This window comes from Pontibacter roseus DSM 17521, assembly GCF_000373265.1.
In the GTDB taxonomy this organism is placed as follows: domain Bacteria; phylum Bacteroidota; class Bacteroidia; order Cytophagales; family Hymenobacteraceae; genus Pontibacter; species Pontibacter roseus.
Genome location: NZ_KB890766.1, coordinates 371,262 through 387,661 on the forward strand (window position 1 = coordinate 371,262; position 16,400 = coordinate 387,661).

Sequence of the window (16,400 nt, forward strand, 5' to 3'; positions counted from 1 at the left end):
GATGTGTTTGTATGGATAATGGATTCATTTTCAATCTTCCTAAGACATACACGCACTATATGCATTGAAAAAAAGCTAATATAGGTCTTTTATAAACTGACCAATCCTATCGTAAATAGAAACAGGAACGTCTATACTCAGACGCTCCTGTTTCATTTCTACTCCATTCAATCAACTACACCCCAGACTGTTCCCACAGTTCAGGCATTTGTAGCACGTGCCGGAGCGGATGGTGATGTGGCCGCAGACGTTGCAGATGGGGGCGTCGCCCATCATGCTGGCCAGTACTTGCTGGGTCTGTTCCATCAGCACGGTGCGGCTCTGCGTCACCAGGGTATAGCCATTGGCTTTCACGTCGGTGGCCGGCTCGGGCTGGGTCGCTGGCGTGGCGACGGCAGGTATAGCCAGGGCGACTGGCGCGGCCGGTTCCGGGATCTTCTCACTCGGCACATGCACAAGGTCTTCGCGTTTCAGGTACTCGTAGCCGAGGAGGCGGAAGAGGTAGTCGAAGACCGAGGTGGCGGACTTGATGTTTGGGTGCTCCACGCGGCCCGCCGGCTCAAAGCGGGTGAAGGTGAAGCGGTTCACGAACTCTTCCAGCGGCACGCCATACTGCAGGCCCAGCGACACCGCAATGGCGAAACAGTTGAGGATGGAGCGGAACGAAGCGCCCTCCTTGTACATGTCGATGAACACTTCGCCCAGTTCCCCGTTTGGGTACTCGCCCGTGCGAATGTACACGGTATGGCCGTCAATCTTGGCTTTCTGGGTGAAACCGGTGCGCTTGTCGGGCAGTTTGCGGCGCTCCACCATATGGGCCAGTTGCTTGCGGAACGGCTCGTTGGCGGCGTCCTCCAGTATGGCTTTGGCCGCCTGCAACACCTGTTCGGCACTTATGCTGTTGTCGGTCTGCGGCGCTTCCGCGTCGGGGGCTTTGTCGGTTTCGGCTTTTTGGCTACTCGACGAGAGCGGCTGCGAAAGCTTGCTGCCGTCGCGGTAAATCGAACAGGCTTTCAGTCCCAGTTCCCAGGACAGGTGGTAGCAACGGGCCACTTCTTCGCGGGTGGTTTCGTTGGGCAGGTTGATGGTCTTGGAGATGGCCCCCGAAATGAAGGGCTGCACGGCGGCCATCATCTGGATGTGGCCTTCGGGTTTGATGAAGCGCTTGCCCTTGTGCCCGCAGCGGTTGGCGCAGTCAAACACCGGGTAATGTTCTTCGCGCAGGTATGGCGCGCCTTCTACCGTCATAGTGCCGCATACGAAGTCACTGGCTTCTTCTATCTGTTGGTAGGTATAGCCCAGGGCGCGCAACAGGTTGAAATCGGGCAGGTTGTAGAGCTCGGGCACAAAACCCAGCCGCTGCAGGCAAGCTTCTCCCAGATTGTAGACACTGAACAGCGAGGCCACATCGTAGGCCGTCAAGAGGCCTGCTTCCAGTTGCTGGATTTCTTCTGGTGTGAAGCCGGCAGCAGCCAGTGAAGTCTCGTTGATGTGCGGAGCGCCCTTGAATGTCGCATGGCCTTTGGCGTAGTTCACGATGGCCTGCATTTCGGCTTCGGTATAGCCCAGTTTGCGCAGCGCGGCAGGTATAGATTGGTTGATGATTTTGAAATAACCGCCACCGGCCAGCTTCTTATACTTCACCAGCGCAAAATCAGGCTCCACGCCCGTCGTGTCGCAGTCCATCAGCAAACCAATGGTGCCCGTTGGGGCGGTAACCGTGGCCTGTGCGTTGCGGTAGCCGTGTTTCTGGCCCAGTTCCAGAGCTTCGTCCCAGGCGGAGCAGGCGGCCTGGTGCAGGTACTCGTGGCAGAGGGTAGGGTCAAGCGGCTGCGCAGGTATAGCCAGTCCTTCGTAGGCATCAGGTGTGTTGTACGCGGCCGCCCGGTGGTTGCGGATGACGCGTAGCATGGCTTCTGCATTGGGTTTATACTTCGGAAAAGCGCCCAGTTCGGCGGCCATCTCGGCGGAAGTGGCGTAAGAAGTACCCGTCATAATCGCGGTGAGTGCGGCGGCTACCGTGCGTGCTTCGTCGCTGTCGTAGGCCAGTCCCTGCACCATCAGCAAAGCACCAAGGTTGGCATACCCGAGCCCGATGGTGCGGTAATCGTAAGAGCGTTGCGCCACTTCTTCGGAAGGGAATTGCGCCATCAGCACCGAAATCTCCAGCACCATGGTCCAGAGACGGCAGGCGTGGCGGTAAGCGGCTACATCAAAAGTCTGCGTAGCTTCATCGAAAAAGCGAATCAGGTTGAGCGAGGCAAGGTTGCAGGCCGTGTTGTCGAGGAACATGTACTCCGAGCACGGGTTGGAGGCGCGGATAGGTCCTTCATCGGGACAGGTATGCCACTCATTAATAGTCGTGTCGAACTGCAGTCCCGGGTCGGCGCAGGACCAGGCGGCGTCGGCTATCTGGTCCCAGAGCGCACGCGCAGGTATAGATTGCATCACCTTACCAGTAGAGCGGGCGCGAAGGTGCCACGGCTCATCGTTTTGCAGTGCCTTAAAAAAGGAGTTCGGAATGCGCACCGAGTTGTTCGAGTTCTGGCCCGACACGGTCTGGTAAGCTTCACCATTGTAGTCAGAGGAGTAACCTGCCGCAATCAGGGCTGCCACTTTTTTCTCCTCTTCTTTTTTCCAGTTGATGAACTCCACAATTTCGGGGTGGTCCAGGTCGAGGCACACCATCTTGGCCGCGCGTCGCGTCGTGCCACCGGACTTAATCGCCCCGGCCGCACGGTCGCCAATTTTCAGGAAAGACATCAGGCCAGAGGAGCTGCCGCCACCGCCCAGCGCTTCGTCTTTGCCCCGGATGCTGGAGAAGTTCGTACCCACCCCGGAGCCATACTTGAAGATGCGGGCTTCCTGCACCCACAGGTCCATGATACCGCCTTTGTTCACCAGGTCATCATCTACCGCCAATATAAAACAGGCATGCGGCTGCGGACGCTCGTAAGCCGAAGTCGACTCTTTCAGCTTCCCGGTTTTGGGGTCTACATAATAGTGTCCCTGCGCTTTGCCAGTTAACCTATAAGAGGAGTAGAGACCCGTATTAAACCACTGCGGTGAGTTGGGGGCGGCATATTGCCCGAGGAGCATGTACACCAGCTCATCGTAAAAAGCCTGCGCGTCTTCCTGGGTCTTAAAATAGCCATTCCCTTCACCCCAGCTTCTCCAGCAATCGGCCAGACGGTGCACCACCTGCTTAACCGATTTTTCTGCTCCCGTGCTGCCATCCGGTTGCGGAACACCTGCTTTGCGCAGGTACTTCTGAGCAAGTATGTCTGTCGCAATTTGCGACCAGTTCGCAGGCACTTCCACGTCCTGTATCTCGGCCACGATTGCTCCGGTAGGGTCGCGGATGGTAGAAGACCTTTTTTCATAATCAAACAAGGTATAGGCGCTCTCACCTTGCCGGGTAAAAAAGCGGGGAATGGTGAGGCCCCCGCTTTTCGTCTTCTCTTTTTTCATAAAATGGCTATTAGTTTAATGATTTGATTATCAGCTTATTGACTTCTGTCTAAAATCCAGTAATTGGTTTGATAAATATATCAGAAAAATATTTAAGAAAAAAAGACCTTTTTATCTTTTAATTTGTTGAACACGTATATACCTTTACATCGGCAATCATTTATAACAGACCAAATCATTTACAAAAACACCATGGAAACCATAGAAAAATTAGACGTTACTGTACTGGAACCCCGCATGAAGCACCCGACCATTTTCCAGTGGTTCGACAAACTGAATGGCGGCGAAGCTTTTGTGATTCACAACGACCACGACCCGAAGCCGCTGTACTACCAGCTGCTGGGTGAGCGCGGCAATATCTTCAAGTGGGAGTACCTGTTACAGGGACCGGAAATATGGGAAGTGAGAATATCCAAACTGACACCGGAAGAAGGGGAGACCGTAGGCGAACTCGTAGCCAAGGACTACCGCAAGGCGCAGGTGTTCAAGAAATATGGCATCGACTTCTGCTGCAACGGCAAGAAATCGCTTAAGCAGGCCTGTGAAGAGAAAGGCATCAGCCAGGAACAACTGGAGCAGGAACTGAACGCCATGCCAGAGAAAACCGCCGAGACATCACGCGGAAATGAATACGATAAGTGGGAGCTGGGCTTCCTGGGCGACTACATCGTAAACATGCACCACAGCTATGTGCGTGAGGCTATACCTGCGCTGTACGAATACACCACCAAAGTGGCGCGCGTGCACGGTGGCCGTCACCCCGAGGTGATTGAGGTAGCGAAGCACTTTGTGAACGTTGCCAACGAACTGGAATCCCACATGCCAAAAGAGGAGCGCGTGCTGTTCCCATTCATCAAGCAGATGGAAGAGGCCAAGAAGAACGGCGTGAAGCTAGACCGTCCTGCCTTCGGCAGCATCCAGAACCCAATCAACATGATGGAGATGGAGCACGAGTCAGCCGGTGGCGAAATGGAGGCCATCCGCAAGTTGACAAACGACTTTACATTGCCAGCCGATGCCTGTGCCACGTATAGAGTAATGTTCTCGAAGCTAGAGGAATTCGAAAACGACCTGCACCGCCACATCCACCTGGAGAACAACGTGCTGTTCCCGAAAGCGCTGGAACTGGAGAAAGAAGTGTTGAAGTAACAAGGATAGCAGGGCAGGCTGTGGATGGAACCGTGGTCTGCCCCATTACCCCAACGGGCAAGGCCCACCGCAACTATGACAACTGCAACAAAACCAAAGCCACTGAAACGCGACAAAAGCCTGGTGCCGCTCTCACGGGAGCACCACTTCGGGCTGCTGTTCTGCTGGAAGCTCAAACAAGGTATAGCCAACGGCACTCCCTTTGAGATGATGCGTCAGTACATCCAGTATTTCTGGAGTAACATTCTAAAAGCGCACTGCCTGGAGGAGGAAGTGATTGCGAAAAGACTTTTGCCGGAAGATGATGTGAACGCCATCAGGCTGCATGAAGAGCACCAACTGATTGAAGCGATTATCGAATTGATTAACGAGCAGAAAATCCTGAATACGTCTCTTATATCAACATTGCAACAGGACCTGACCGACCACATCCGCTGGGAGGAACGCGAGCTGTTCCCCTACCTGCAAACCGTGGCCGACCCGGAGGAACTGGCTGACATCAGCCGGCTGCTGGAGCATGACCTGAAAGAGCCGGTAGATGAGTTCGAACCCGCTTTCTGGGAGAAAAAAGCAAAGGCCGCTTAACGATGGAACTGTCTGCCACTACCCGGATATCGACTATCCTGCGGGAGAACCCTGCGGCGATTGAGGCCATCGTGTCGATAAACAAACACTTTGAGAAGCTGCGGAACCCGGTGCTGCGCAAGGTGCTGGCCTCGCGGGTCACCATCGCCGATGCCGCCCGCATTGGCAAATGCCGGGTGGAGGATTTCTATGAAAAGCTGCAGCCGCTGGGCTTCAGCGTGGCATTAACACCAAGTTACAACAAACGGGCTATACCCATGGAAACAGATGTATTGGAACGACCCGCCTTCATGGCGAACCTGAAGCAGGAAGACACCACCGTGCTGGACGTGCGCGACACCATTGCCAAAGGCGACGACCCCTTTCTGCAGATTATGGACGCTGTGAACAAGCTGCGTACGGAACAGGTGCTCTGCATCGTCAACACGTTTGAGCCTATTCCGCTCATCGCCATCATCCGTCCGAAAGGCTTCGATTACTACACCGAAACGCTGGGACCGATGCTGGTGAAAACCTATTTCAAAAAGCAGGGTGCAGGGGAGAAGCTGGAAATGGCAGCGCCAGAGGCCGAACAGGACTTTGACGCGCTACTGGGCAGGTATAGCGGCAAGCTGCAGCAACTGGACGTGCGCCAGTTGGAGATGCCACAACCCATGATTTCCATACTAGGCGCACTCGAAACACTGCCCGCTGAGGAGGCGCTGTATGTGCACCACCGCAAAGTGCCACAGTTCCTGCTGCCGCAGTTGACGGAGCGTGGATTCAAAGTGAGCATAAAGGAAGTAGGGCCGAACGAGGTATACCTGCTTATTTACAGGTAGGCATTAGGGAGTATCAATGCTTCCATTTAAACTGATTTTTATCATTTTGACTGGCAGTATAAATTCGGAATTTTACAAGGAGGAGAAGAGGTTGGAAAGCGATTAACCTATCCCTAATCCCTCTCAGGAGGCAGAGCGCGTCTAAATTCTAATAGAGAATGTCCCCTTGAAGGGACTTTAGGGGGTGTAAAGCCAGTAGCAAAATTTTCTAGCAAAACGCCAACACCCCTCTAACTCCCCTCGAGGTGAGAATTTGGGCTCGGCAGGATTAGCTGGAGTCCTAGATTTGAAGATTCTATAAGAATATAATGTACCCTTGATTAACGGAAAGACAAATCAATCGTTCCCCAACAGATATCAACCAACAACCAACAATAAACTACCATGAGCGCCGCAACTGTATCCAACTCACCCTCCAAATGGCTTGTGCTGCCGCACTACGCCTTCGCGGCGGTGTCGTTTGTGGTGCTGTGCCTGCTGCTGGTTTTCTCTGTTGATGCCTTCGGCGGACACTACTTCCATCCGAAACTACTCACGCTTACACACGTGGCGGCGCTGGGCTGGGCGACCATGATTATCTTTGGTTCGCTATATCAGCTACTGCCCGTCGTGCTGGAGGTGCGCCTTTACAGCGATAGGCTAGGTATGCTGGCTTTTGCCCTTTTGTCGACAGGTACCATACTGCTATCCGTTTCCTTCTGGAATTTCTGGGTAGGCGAAACGATGCACATTGCCGCCTGCCTGCTTTTCACGTCTTTTCTGCTCTTTGGGTATAACGTGGTGCAGACCGCCCGGCAGGTGAAGAAGTGGGGGGTAGAGGCAGATTTCATCGTGACCTCGGTGGTATGGCTGGTGGCTACAGGTTTTGTCGGGTTGCTGATGGCGCTCAACTTTCAGTATGCTTTCCTGCCGAAAGAACACCTGCATTATTTACAGTTGCATGCGCACCTGGGTATGGCGGGCTGGTTCCTGCTGCTCATCGTGGGCGTGGGCTCCAAACTGATTCCGATGTTCTTGCTCTCGCACCCCGAAAACACCAAAGGCCTGCACCTGGCTTACTACCTGATAAACGGCGGGTTGGTGCTTTTTGCCGCTGACCATTTGTTCCTGCAGACAGGCTACAATGCAATATATGCTGCCCTGGTGGTGGCAGGTATAGGAGGCTTTCTGCACTTTGTATACCAGGCCAAAACCTTTGCCAAGCGGCTTGACATTGACCTCGGCATGAAGCAGACCTTTGTGGCGCTTGCCCTGCTACTACTGCCGGTGGTGCTGGTGTTTGTGGTGACGCTGCAACTCGACATACCGCAACGGCTGATGTCTGCGCTATACCTGGTGTACGGCCTCTCCATGTTCTTCGGCTTCGTGTCGGCGCTCATTCTGGGGCAGACGTTCAAAACGCTTCCCTTCATCGTCTGGATGCACAGCTACGAAGACCACGTAGGGCGCTTCAAAACACCGCTGCCCAAGGACCTGTATAGCGTGGCGCTGCTGCGCTGGCAGAACGTGGCCTATCTGGTGGGGCTTATCGCTCTGCTGGCGGGGGTGCTGTTGGCCGAGCAACTGGTGATTCTGCTGGGGGCCGTGCTGCTGAGCGTAGCCGCCGTGCTGTACGCCAGCAATGTGTTCAAGGTGCTGTTGCACAAGGTCAAAGACTTAAAACCATTCGCATATGAAAACGCAGGAGCAGGAAATCATAGATGAGGCGTATGAGGCGCTCAAATATATCATAGACCCGGAGGTGGGCATAAACATTGTGGACCTAGGTCTGGTATACAAAGTGAAGCTCAACGAAGAGGAGGAGAAACTGAAGGTAGAACTGACGTTGACTACACCCGGTTGCCCCATGAGTGGCACCATCACCACGGCGGCCAGGCAAATGCTGGACAAACGCTTTCCTAACCTGGAAATCGATATCGAGCTAGTGTGGCTGCCCCAGTGGACACCCGAGATGATAAGTGAAGAAGGAATGCGATTACTGGGAAATACCTGATACATTTGCTTCCGGAGACTGAGGAGATTTAAAGCAAAGGTTATGCTTTCGAAAACAACAGAATATGCCCTGCGGTCCATTGTATACATTGCGATGGCTGACTTTGAAGGCAAGCGCGTGGGCATAAAGGAGATAGCCAACGAGCTGGAGCTGCCTGTGCATTTCATGGGCAAAATCCTGCAGGACATGGTGCGCAAAGGCGTCATTGCCTCCATCAAAGGACCTCACGGAGGCTTTTTTCTGCACCGCCCGGCCAGCGAGATTAGCATATTGGAGGTAGTCAACATCATTGATGGACTCGAAGCCTTCAAAAAATGCGGCATGGGCATGAAGCAGTGCTCCGACAAGCATCCTTGTCCGCTCCACGATGAAATCAAGGTATATCGCAATCACCTGCTGCAGGTGTTCCGCGAGAAGACGATACAGAGCCTGGTAGACGACGTGAAAACAGGCAAATACTTCATCAAAAACCAACCCGAGGAAGTGCTGCAAGACGACTTGCGCGGCACAACTTAAACATCCAACAGCATACCATGACAGCTACCCTGACACGGGGCGCCTTCTCTGAAAAACTCAGAGCCATGCACCCTTTTGCCCAAACCGAAGAGATTGCCGCTCTGCAGGAAGCGGTGGAGGAAATAAGAGAACTGAAGCGGGAGAAGAACGCCGTAGTGCTCTCGCACTTCTACATGCCGCCGGAGCTGCAGGTGCAGCACTCTGACGGTGGCATAGCCGACTTTGTGGGCGACTCGCTGGGCCTGAGCGTGGCGGCCAAAAGCGTGGAGGCCGACAACATCATTTTCTGTGGGGTGAAGTTCATGGCCGAGACCGCCAAAATCCTGAACCCGGCCAAGCAGGTGCTGCTACCGAGTTTTGAAGCCGGCTGCTCCTTGGCCGAGAGCATCACCGGTGCCGATGTGCGCCGGCTGAAGGCGCAGTATCCGGGCGTGCCGGTGGTAGCCTACATCAATACCTACGCCGAGACAAAGGCCGAATCTGATATCTGCTGCACATCACGCAACGCGCTGGACATCGCCCGCTCCTTTGATTCCGACAAACTTATTTTCCTGCCCGATTTGTTCATGGGACGCAACCTGCAGAACAAGATAAAGGCAGAGACAGGCAAAGAACTCATCCTCTGGGAAGGCAAGTGCGAGGTGCACGAACAGTTCACGCCGAAACGCATCAACGGCCTCAAACTGATGTACCCCGAAGCGCAGGTACTGGTGCATTGGGAAGTGCCGGACAACACGGTAGCCGATGCGCTGACAGGGGCAGGCGGCGTGGTAGGCAGCACGTCTGACATCCTTCGCTTTGTAGGGGAGAGCAAATCCAATCAGTTCATTCTGGGTTCAGAGTGTGATTTGGGTGCCACTTTGCGGGGCATGTATCCGGAGAAGGAGTTCATCGTGCCTTGCATCAAGTGTCCGCACATGAAGCAAATCACGATGCAACGCACCCTGCAGGCGCTGCGGGCGATTGGAACGGAGGCAGAGCAATGGTATGCCGTGCATCTGTCCGAAGACATCCGGCAACGTGCCTTGCTGCCGATTGAACGTATGCTGGCATTCGCTTAGGCCTAAGTCATGAAAGTGCCCGCTTACGATTACGTGGTACTGGGCAGCGGTATAGCCGGGCTCACCTTTGCACTGCATGCCGCAGGGCATGGCCGGGTGCTGGTGCTCTGCAAAACCGCCTTGTCTGATACCAACACCGCCCAAGCCCAGGGAGGTATAGCCGCCGTGCTCGACCCGGCTGATTCCTTTGAGCAGCACGTGCAGGACACCCTGGAAGCCGGTGCCGGACTTTGCGATGAGGCGGCTGTACGCCACATGGTGCAGGAGGCCCCTACAGCCATCCGTTGGCTGCAGGGTATGGCCGTGGCATTTGATGAGGCGGAAACAGGCGAGATGGAATTGGGACTCGAAGGAGGCCACAGCCACCACCGCATTGTGCATGTAAAAGACCACACCGGGCGCAGCATACAGCAGGCGCTGGAACAGGCGGTGCTTCAGCACCCCAACGTTTCCGTGTGGGAGCATCAGATGGGTATAGAACTGCTCACTGATTCCAGCAGTACAGGTACGTTTTGCTATGGCGTACAGGTGCTGGATACCCATACGCGGGAGCTGAGGTCTTTACAGGCACAGGCGGTGGTACTGGCTACAGGAGGGTCCGGGCGGGTATACCAGTATACCACCAACCCCTCTATTGCAACCGGCGACGGACTGGCCATGGCCGCACGGGCAGGAGCTGCTATCCGGAACATGGAGTTCTTCCAGTTCCATCCTACGGCGCTTAACCAGCCCGGCGAGGAGGTGTTCCTGATAAGCGAGGCGCTACGGGGAGCGGGAGCGGAATTGGTCTTGCCTGACGGCAGCCACTTTATGCACCTATACCATCCCTTGGAGTCGTTGGCACCGCGCGACATCGTGGCCCGTGCCGTGCTCTCTGAGATACAGCGGCACCAAAGTCCCTGCCTATACCTGGATGTGCGCCATCTTCCGGCTGGCCAAGTGCGGCAAAACTTCACTTCTATTTATCATAAGTGTTCTACTATGGGTATTGATGTCGAGCAACAGCTCATTCCCATTGTGCCGGCGGCGCATTACCAATGCGGCGGCGTGCAGACGGACCTGAATGGGCGAACTTCCATCAACAGGCTATACGCCATAGGAGAGGTGGCCTGCACGGGCGTGCACGGCGCCAACCGGCTGGCGAGCAACTCGCTGCTGGAGGGGGTAGTATTTGCCCGGAATGCCGCGGCACACGTAGCTTCGCTGTCTGCCTCAGAGAAGATTTGGGTTGCCCCGGATGCTCCGGTACATTGTTTTGGCAGTCTAACGGAAGATATTCTTCTTGATGTTAATGACCTGAGAATCCGCCTGCAACGCTTGATGTGGGAGCGTGTTGGGATTGTCCGCACCAAGGAGGGTATGGAGAACTGCCTTGCCGCTTTGGCCAAGCTGCAGATTGAGGTGGATACTATCCGTGAACGGGCAGGTGACCACCAGGAGGTATTGGAACTTCAGAACCTAATGACCGTTGCTTCCTGCATCCTCCGGGCCAGCCTGGAGCGGAAGGAGAATGTAGGCGGGCATTTTGTAGAGGAAACGGCTGTAATCAGTCTGCCACTGTAGCGAAGCAAGGTATAGGATGCAAGTGACCAAAGTTACTTTTCAGGCTAATATCCATCATGTTCTGGCGGGGAGCAGGTTAGTACTTTTGGTTGGTTCTCACCCCAAAAATAGCCAGACGAGATGCTTCAATTGCTGCAGCAACATGCCATATCCTACAGACAGGTAGCCTATTCGGCAGGCTCATACCTCTACCAAGCCGGGGAGCGCCTGCAAAAGCTGTACTACCTCACCACCGGCTGCGTCTGCCTGCTGGGCGAGCGGCAGGACAGCTGCCTTCGCTATGTCCGGCAGCCCCGCATGCTCTCCATGCCCGATTTGCTCCGCCAGCACCATACCACCTCTGCGCTCGTCCTTGAAAATGCCACGCTAGTAGAGATAGACCAGCAGCAGTTGCTGGCCTGTGTCGCCTGCGATGGGTTGCTGCTCCAGTCCTGCCTGCAGCAGGTTTGCCTGGGAATGGAGGAGGAAGCAGAGGCGTTCGAATAGCATTTGCCCTGTTCTAAGCGTAAGAGATAGGCAGATTGGTAGCGCAAGGGACCGTCCAAAAACAGAACAGCCTTTTGACAATTAAGCCGGAGTGCCTATATTTAAAAAAATTACGCAGTTTGAAAGAAACAGGAGCCCACTATAATCAGAACCTCGATAGCGAATCACGCCTCAAAGCTATCATCGACACGGCCATAGATGGCATCATCACCATCGACCGACGCGGTGTAGTAGAAACCGTGAACCCGGCCGCCGCCCATATTTTCGGGTACCAGCCGGAAGAGATTATCGGCCAGAACGTGAGCATGCTCATGCCTGAGCCAGACCACAGCCTGCACGATACCTACCTCCAGAATTACCACCGCACCGGCGTAGGCCAAATCATAGGCAAAGGGCGCGAGGTACTGGGCAAGCGGAAGAACGGCAATGTTTTCCCTTTTCTGCTGAGCATCAGTGAGGTGAACCTGCAGGATAAGCAGATTTTCACGGGCATCATCCACGACATATCGGAGCTGAAGAAAACGGAGGCGGCCCTGCGCGAGAGCGAGAGCCGCATCAACTCCATCATCCAGACGGCTGTGGATGGCATCATTACCATTGACTTGCAAGGCGTCATCGAAATGGTTAACCCGTCGGCGTGCCGGCTGTTTGGTTACGCCCCGGAAGAGCTCATGGGCCGGAAAATAAACATGCTGATGCCCGAGCCGGACCGCAGCCTGCACGATAACTACATGCACCATTACCATGAGACAGGCGAAAAGCGCATTATAGGTATAGGCAGGGAAGTGTCGGGGCTCAAGAAGGACGGCACCATCTTTCCGCTATACCTGAGCATCAGCGAGGTGTATCTTTCTGACCGCAAGGTATACACGGGCTTCATCCACGACATCACGCAGCAGAAGATAAGTGAGGAGCGCCTGCGCCGCTATGCCGCCGAACTGGAGCGGAGCAACCGGGAGCTGCAGGACTTCGCCTACGTGTCGTCACACGACCTGCAGGAGCCGCTCCGCAAGATACAAGCCTTCGGCGACCGGCTGAAGACGAAGGAGTATGAAAAGCTGAGTGACCAAGGCAAGGACTACGTGGACCGCATGCTGAACGCCGCCTCGCGTATGCAGAACCTGATAAACGACCTGCTCACCTTCTCCAGGGTCACCTCAGGTGCCAAACCCTTCGTGCGTGTGGACCTGAACAACATACTGGCGGAGGTGCTGTCGGATTTGGAGATTGCCATTGAAAAATCGGGGGCTAAAATCGAGACCTCTCCTTTGCCGGTGATGCAGGCGGAGCCCACCCAGCTGCGGCAACTGCTGCAGAACCTCATCAGCAACGCCATCAAATTCAGTCGCGGAGACGAGAAGCCCCACATCAAGGTATACGCCAACAGCCTGCAGCCGAAAGCACACACAGGTGGCACGCCCGGCGACGAGATTATTGAACTGCACGTGGAGGACAACGGCATCGGCTTCGACGAGAAATACCTCGACCGCATCTTCAACATCTTCCAGCGGCTAGAGGGGCAAAAATACGAGGGTTCAGGTATAGGTCTGGCCATCTGCCGCAAAATAGCCATACGCCACGGCGGTGACATTACTGCCAAGAGTAAACCGGGGCAGGGCACCCATTTCATCGTGACATTAGCAAAAAACCACCTTCTGGAATAGATAGCTTATGAATTCAAAGAGACCGATTGTCATACTGATTGCCGATGACGATGCCGAAGACCGCATGCTCATCAAGGAAGCACTGGATGAGAGCAGGCTGAGCAATGCCGTGCAGTTTGTAGAGAACGGAGAGGAACTGATGGACTACCTGCACAACCGGGGCAGGTTCACCGAAAAAGAGAAGTTCCCGACGCCTGGCCTGATTTTGCTCGACCTCAACATGCCCAAGAAGGATGGACGTGAGGCGCTCAAAGAGATAAAGGCCGATGACCACCTGCGCGTGCTTCCGGTTGTGGTGCTCACTACCTCCAAGGCCGAAGAGGATATACTCCGTACCTACGACCTGGGCGTGAGCTCTTTCATCAGCAAACCCGTCACCTTCAGTTCGCTGGTGGACGTGATGAAAACCCTGAGCAAGTACTGGTTCGAAATAGTGGAACTGCCAAAACCGTAGGTTTGAGACTCGGGTTTTGAGTTTTGAGTCTCAAAAGATTTTAACTCAGAACTCGAGACTCAGAACTTATAACTCTCTAACTCAACTATGCTTGACAAGATTCGCGTGTTGTTAGTAGACGATGATGAGGATGACTTCATCATCGCGCGGGACATAATGGATGATATTCCGGGGCGGAACTATGTGCTAGAATGGGCCTCTTCCTTTGACAAGGCAGTGGACATCATACGGGAGCGGCGGCACCACGTATACCTGGTCGATTTCCGGCTTGGCGCGCGCGATGGGCTGGAACTCATCGAAAAGTCCGTAAACGAGGGTGTCACGGCTCCCTTTATTCTGCTCACCGGCCAAAGCGACCGCGAAACCGACGAAAAGGCCATGCGCGTGGGCGCTCAGGATTACCTTGTCAAAGGCACCTTCAACCCCTTCGACCTGGAGCGCTCCATCCGGTATAGCATTGAGCACGCTAAGAGCCTGGAAGAGATTCAGAAATTCAACATGGAACTGGAGCAGCGGGTAGAGGAACGCACCCGCGAGCTGGCAGCAGCCAACCGGGAACTGGAGCACACGAACAGAACGCTGAAGCAGGCGCAGCTGGAGATTCACAAGGCCCTGCAAAAGGAGAAGGAGTTGCACGAGCTTAAATCCCGGTTCGTGACCATCGCCTCGCACGAGTTCCGGACTCCGCTGAGTACCGTCCTGTCTTCGGCCTCTTTAATCACCAAATACAAGTCGGCTGAGGACGATGACAAGCGCCTGAAGCATGTGGGCCGTATAAAATCTGCGGTCAACAACCTGACCAACATCCTGAACGATTTCCTGTCCATCAGTCGGATGGAGGAAGGGAAAATCTACAACGTACCTACTACCTTTGATTTGCATACCTTTAATACGGAAGTGGTAGACGAAATGCAGGGCTTTCTGAAAGATGGTCAGCGCATTGACTACCAGCACCTAAGTGAGGCGTCAGCGGTCACGCTGGACAAGCAGTTGCTCAAGAACATCATCCTGAACCTGCTCTCGAACGGCAGCAAGTACTCCGGGGAGGGTAAGACCATCTGGTTCACCACCGAGGTAACGGAGCAATCCATCCGGCTGGTGGTGCACGACGAAGGCATCGGTATACCGGACGCAGATAAAGTGCACCTGTTCACGCCATTCTTCCGGGCGCAGAACGTGACCAACATCCAGGGAACAGGCCTGGGACTGAATATTGTAAAGAAGTACGTCGAAATAATGGGTGGCACCCTTGACTACCAGAGCGAGTTGGGGAAAGGCACCGAATTTAGCATCACAATTCCGCAAACAGCGCAGACATGAAAAAGATATTGCTGATAGAAGACAACCAGGAGATACGCGAAAACACCGCCGAGATACTCTCACTGGCTAATTATGAAGTGATAGAAGCCGAGAACGGCAAAGTAGGCGTAGACCTGGCCAAGAAGGAGAACCCGGACCTGATTATCTGTGACATCATGATGCCGCAACTGGACGGCTATGGCGTATTGCACATGCTCAGCAAGAACACGACCACCTCCAGCATACCTTTCATTTTCCTGACTGCCAAATCAGAGAAAGAGGACTTCCGGAAGGGGATGAACCTGGGTGCCGACGACTACCTGACCAAGCCCTTTGATGATTTGGAACTGCTGGATGCGGTGGAGATGCGCCTGAAGAAGAACGAGATTCTGAAGACTGAATTCCAGAAGAGCGTACAGGGCATCGACAACTTCATACAGGAGGCAAAGGGCTATGAGGAGCTGAACAAGCTTATCTCGGATAAGCGAAAAGTGACCATCTTCCGGAAAAAACAACACCTGTTCTCGGAGGGCAACTACCCCAATAACCTCTACTTTCTGAACAAGGGCAGAATCAAGGCTTACAAGTCGAATGAGGAAGGTCGAGAGTACATCACCAACCTTTACAAAGATGGTGACTTCATTGGTTATTTGGATTTGATGGAGGAGAAAGCCTACCGCGAATCCGCCATGGCGCTGGAAGAGTCGGAGGTATACATCATCCCCAAAGAGGACTTCTTTACGCTGCTGTACCAGAACCGCGATGTGGCGGGCAAGTTCATCAAGATACTGGCCGATAACCTGGCGGATAAGGAGGAGCGGCTGCTGAAACTGGCCTATAACTCGGTGCGCAAGCGTGTGGCCGAAGCGCTGCTGCTCGTGGAGAAGCAGTACAAAGAAGACCCTAATTATAAATCAGAAGTGTCCATCACCCGCGAAGATTTGGCCAGCATCGTAGGAGCCTCCAAGGAGACCGTTATCCGTACCCTCGCCGACTTCAAAGATGAAAACCTGATTGACACCCGAGGCAGTAAAATCACAATCCTCAACGCCACCAAGCTGGAGCGTATGCGGAATTAAGGAGGTGTTGCTCTGGATTTTTGTTGCTGACTATACCTGATTATTAATAGGGGCGGATTGCTTCACAGTAATCAAATTCAGCCGAGCCAATGCCCTTGTACCTTTCATGTGTTAGTTACTGTTCGAGCGCTCAGGCCGCGGTGGCCCGAGCAGTAGGTATTTATTCGGTAGCTCACGGCTGTAGCTTTGCAGCTACACCTGATTCCCGTATCAAGAGGGGAATTGGGAACGATTACATCCCCCTGCCCCCTTCGGAGGG

14 protein-coding genes are annotated in these 16,400 nt (G+C 54.2%); 13 read left to right on the top strand and 1 reads right to left on the bottom strand.

Annotated elements, in window-relative coordinates:
• Positions 1 to 171: 171 nt before the first annotated feature.
• Positions 172 to 3,471, bottom strand: coding sequence for a vitamin B12-dependent ribonucleotide reductase (locus tag B051_RS0115955; protein ID WP_018479220.1), 3,300 nt, complete (start codon positions 3,469 to 3,471; stop codon positions 172 to 174).
• 192 nt (positions 3,472 to 3,663) lie between these two features.
• On the opposite strand from B051_RS0115955, the gene ric reads away from it, so the two are divergent.
• The 13 genes from ric (at position 3,664) to B051_RS0116025 (ending at position 16,141) form a co-directional block, all read left to right on the top strand.
• Complete coding sequence (gene ric / locus B051_RS0115960; RefSeq protein WP_018479221.1) at positions 3,664 to 4,620, top strand: iron-sulfur cluster repair di-iron protein; 957 nt, start codon at positions 3,664 to 3,666, stop codon at positions 4,618 to 4,620.
• Between the two features lie 75 nt (positions 4,621 to 4,695).
• Positions 4,696 to 5,205 (top strand): hemerythrin domain-containing protein, encoded by a 510-nt coding sequence (locus B051_RS0115965; protein WP_018479222.1) that lies wholly within the window; start codon positions 4,696 to 4,698, stop codon positions 5,203 to 5,205.
• 2 nt (positions 5,206 to 5,207) lie between these two features.
• A complete protein-coding gene (locus tag B051_RS0115970) occupies positions 5,208 to 6,026 on the top strand; it encodes a DUF2249 domain-containing protein (protein WP_018479223.1) in 819 nt (272 codons plus the stop codon).
• A 384-nt stretch (positions 6,027 to 6,410) separates the two neighbouring features.
• Positions 6,411 to 7,730, top strand: coding sequence for a hypothetical protein (locus B051_RS21470; RefSeq protein ID WP_018479225.1), 1,320 nt, complete (start codon positions 6,411 to 6,413; stop codon positions 7,728 to 7,730).
• A complete protein-coding gene (locus B051_RS0115985) occupies positions 7,699 to 8,019 on the top strand; it encodes a metal-sulfur cluster assembly factor (protein ID WP_018479226.1) in 321 nt (106 codons plus the stop codon). Before B051_RS21470 ends, B051_RS0115985 begins: the two co-directional genes overlap by 32 nt.
• Positions 8,020 to 8,061: 42 nt before the next feature.
• Complete coding sequence (locus B051_RS0115990) at positions 8,062 to 8,535, top strand: RrF2 family transcriptional regulator (RefSeq protein WP_018479227.1); 474 nt, start codon at positions 8,062 to 8,064, stop codon at positions 8,533 to 8,535.
• A 17-nt stretch (positions 8,536 to 8,552) separates the two neighbouring features.
• Positions 8,553 to 9,596 (top strand): quinolinate synthase NadA, encoded by a 1,044-nt coding sequence (nadA, locus tag B051_RS0115995; protein WP_018479228.1) that lies wholly within the window; start codon positions 8,553 to 8,555, stop codon positions 9,594 to 9,596.
• 9 nt (positions 9,597 to 9,605) lie between these two features.
• Positions 9,606 to 11,159: an L-aspartate oxidase gene (nadB, locus tag B051_RS0116000; protein WP_018479229.1), complete on the top strand. Its 1,554-nt coding sequence runs from the start codon at positions 9,606 to 9,608 to the stop codon at positions 11,157 to 11,159.
• 120 nt (positions 11,160 to 11,279) lie between these two features.
• The gene (locus tag B051_RS0116005) at positions 11,280 to 11,645 is read left to right on the top strand and encodes a cyclic nucleotide-binding domain-containing protein (protein WP_018479230.1); all 366 of its coding nucleotides are present in this window, start codon (positions 11,280 to 11,282) and stop codon (positions 11,643 to 11,645) included.
• Between the two features lie 119 nt (positions 11,646 to 11,764).
• The gene (locus tag B051_RS0116010; RefSeq protein WP_018479231.1) at positions 11,765 to 13,309 is read left to right on the top strand and encodes a sensor histidine kinase; all 1,545 of its coding nucleotides are present in this window, start codon (positions 11,765 to 11,767) and stop codon (positions 13,307 to 13,309) included.
• Between the two features lie 7 nt (positions 13,310 to 13,316).
• On the top strand, positions 13,317 to 13,763 hold the full coding sequence (locus tag B051_RS0116015) for a response regulator (RefSeq protein ID WP_018479232.1): 447 nt from the start codon (positions 13,317 to 13,319) through the stop codon (positions 13,761 to 13,763).
• 87 nt (positions 13,764 to 13,850) lie between these two features.
• Complete coding sequence (locus B051_RS0116020; protein ID WP_018479233.1) at positions 13,851 to 15,083, top strand: hybrid sensor histidine kinase/response regulator; 1,233 nt, start codon at positions 13,851 to 13,853, stop codon at positions 15,081 to 15,083.
• Positions 15,080 to 16,141, top strand: coding sequence for a response regulator (locus B051_RS0116025; RefSeq protein WP_018479234.1), 1,062 nt, complete (start codon positions 15,080 to 15,082; stop codon positions 16,139 to 16,141). The genes B051_RS0116020 and B051_RS0116025 overlap by 4 nt, the downstream gene beginning before the upstream one ends.
• Positions 16,142 to 16,400 lie beyond the last annotated feature (259 nt).

What these genes read in the sequence shown, in the direction of transcription:
- B051_RS0115990 (WP_018479227.1), top strand. Translation starts at nt 8,062, where the DNA reads ATGCTTTCGAAAACAACAGAATATGCCCTGCGGTCCATTGTATACATT.
- B051_RS0115965 (WP_018479222.1), top strand. Translation starts at nt 4,696, where the DNA reads ATGACAACTGCAACAAAACCAAAGCCACTGAAACGCGACAAAAGCCTG.
- ric (WP_018479221.1), top strand. Translation starts at nt 3,664, where the DNA reads ATGGAAACCATAGAAAAATTAGACGTTACTGTACTGGAACCCCGCATG.
- B051_RS0116025 (WP_018479234.1), top strand. Translation starts at nt 15,080, where the DNA reads ATGAAAAAGATATTGCTGATAGAAGACAACCAGGAGATACGCGAAAAC.
- B051_RS0116015 (WP_018479232.1), top strand. Translation starts at nt 13,317, where the DNA reads ATGAATTCAAAGAGACCGATTGTCATACTGATTGCCGATGACGATGCC.
- B051_RS0115970 (WP_018479223.1), top strand. Translation starts at nt 5,208, where the DNA reads ATGGAACTGTCTGCCACTACCCGGATATCGACTATCCTGCGGGAGAAC.
- nadB (WP_018479229.1), top strand. Translation starts at nt 9,606, where the DNA reads ATGAAAGTGCCCGCTTACGATTACGTGGTACTGGGCAGCGGTATAGCC.
- B051_RS21470 (WP_018479225.1), top strand. Translation starts at nt 6,411, where the DNA reads ATGAGCGCCGCAACTGTATCCAACTCACCCTCCAAATGGCTTGTGCTG.
- nadA (WP_018479228.1), top strand. Translation starts at nt 8,553, where the DNA reads ATGACAGCTACCCTGACACGGGGCGCCTTCTCTGAAAAACTCAGAGCC.
- B051_RS0115985 (WP_018479226.1), top strand. Translation starts at nt 7,699, where the DNA reads ATGAAAACGCAGGAGCAGGAAATCATAGATGAGGCGTATGAGGCGCTC.
- B051_RS0116005 (WP_018479230.1), top strand. Translation starts at nt 11,280, where the DNA reads ATGCTTCAATTGCTGCAGCAACATGCCATATCCTACAGACAGGTAGCC.
- B051_RS0115955 (WP_018479220.1), bottom strand. Translation starts at nt 3,471, where the DNA reads ATGAAAAAAGAGAAGACGAAAAGCGGGGGCCTCACCATTCCCCGCTTT.
- B051_RS0116020 (WP_018479233.1), top strand. Translation starts at nt 13,851, where the DNA reads ATGCTTGACAAGATTCGCGTGTTGTTAGTAGACGATGATGAGGATGAC.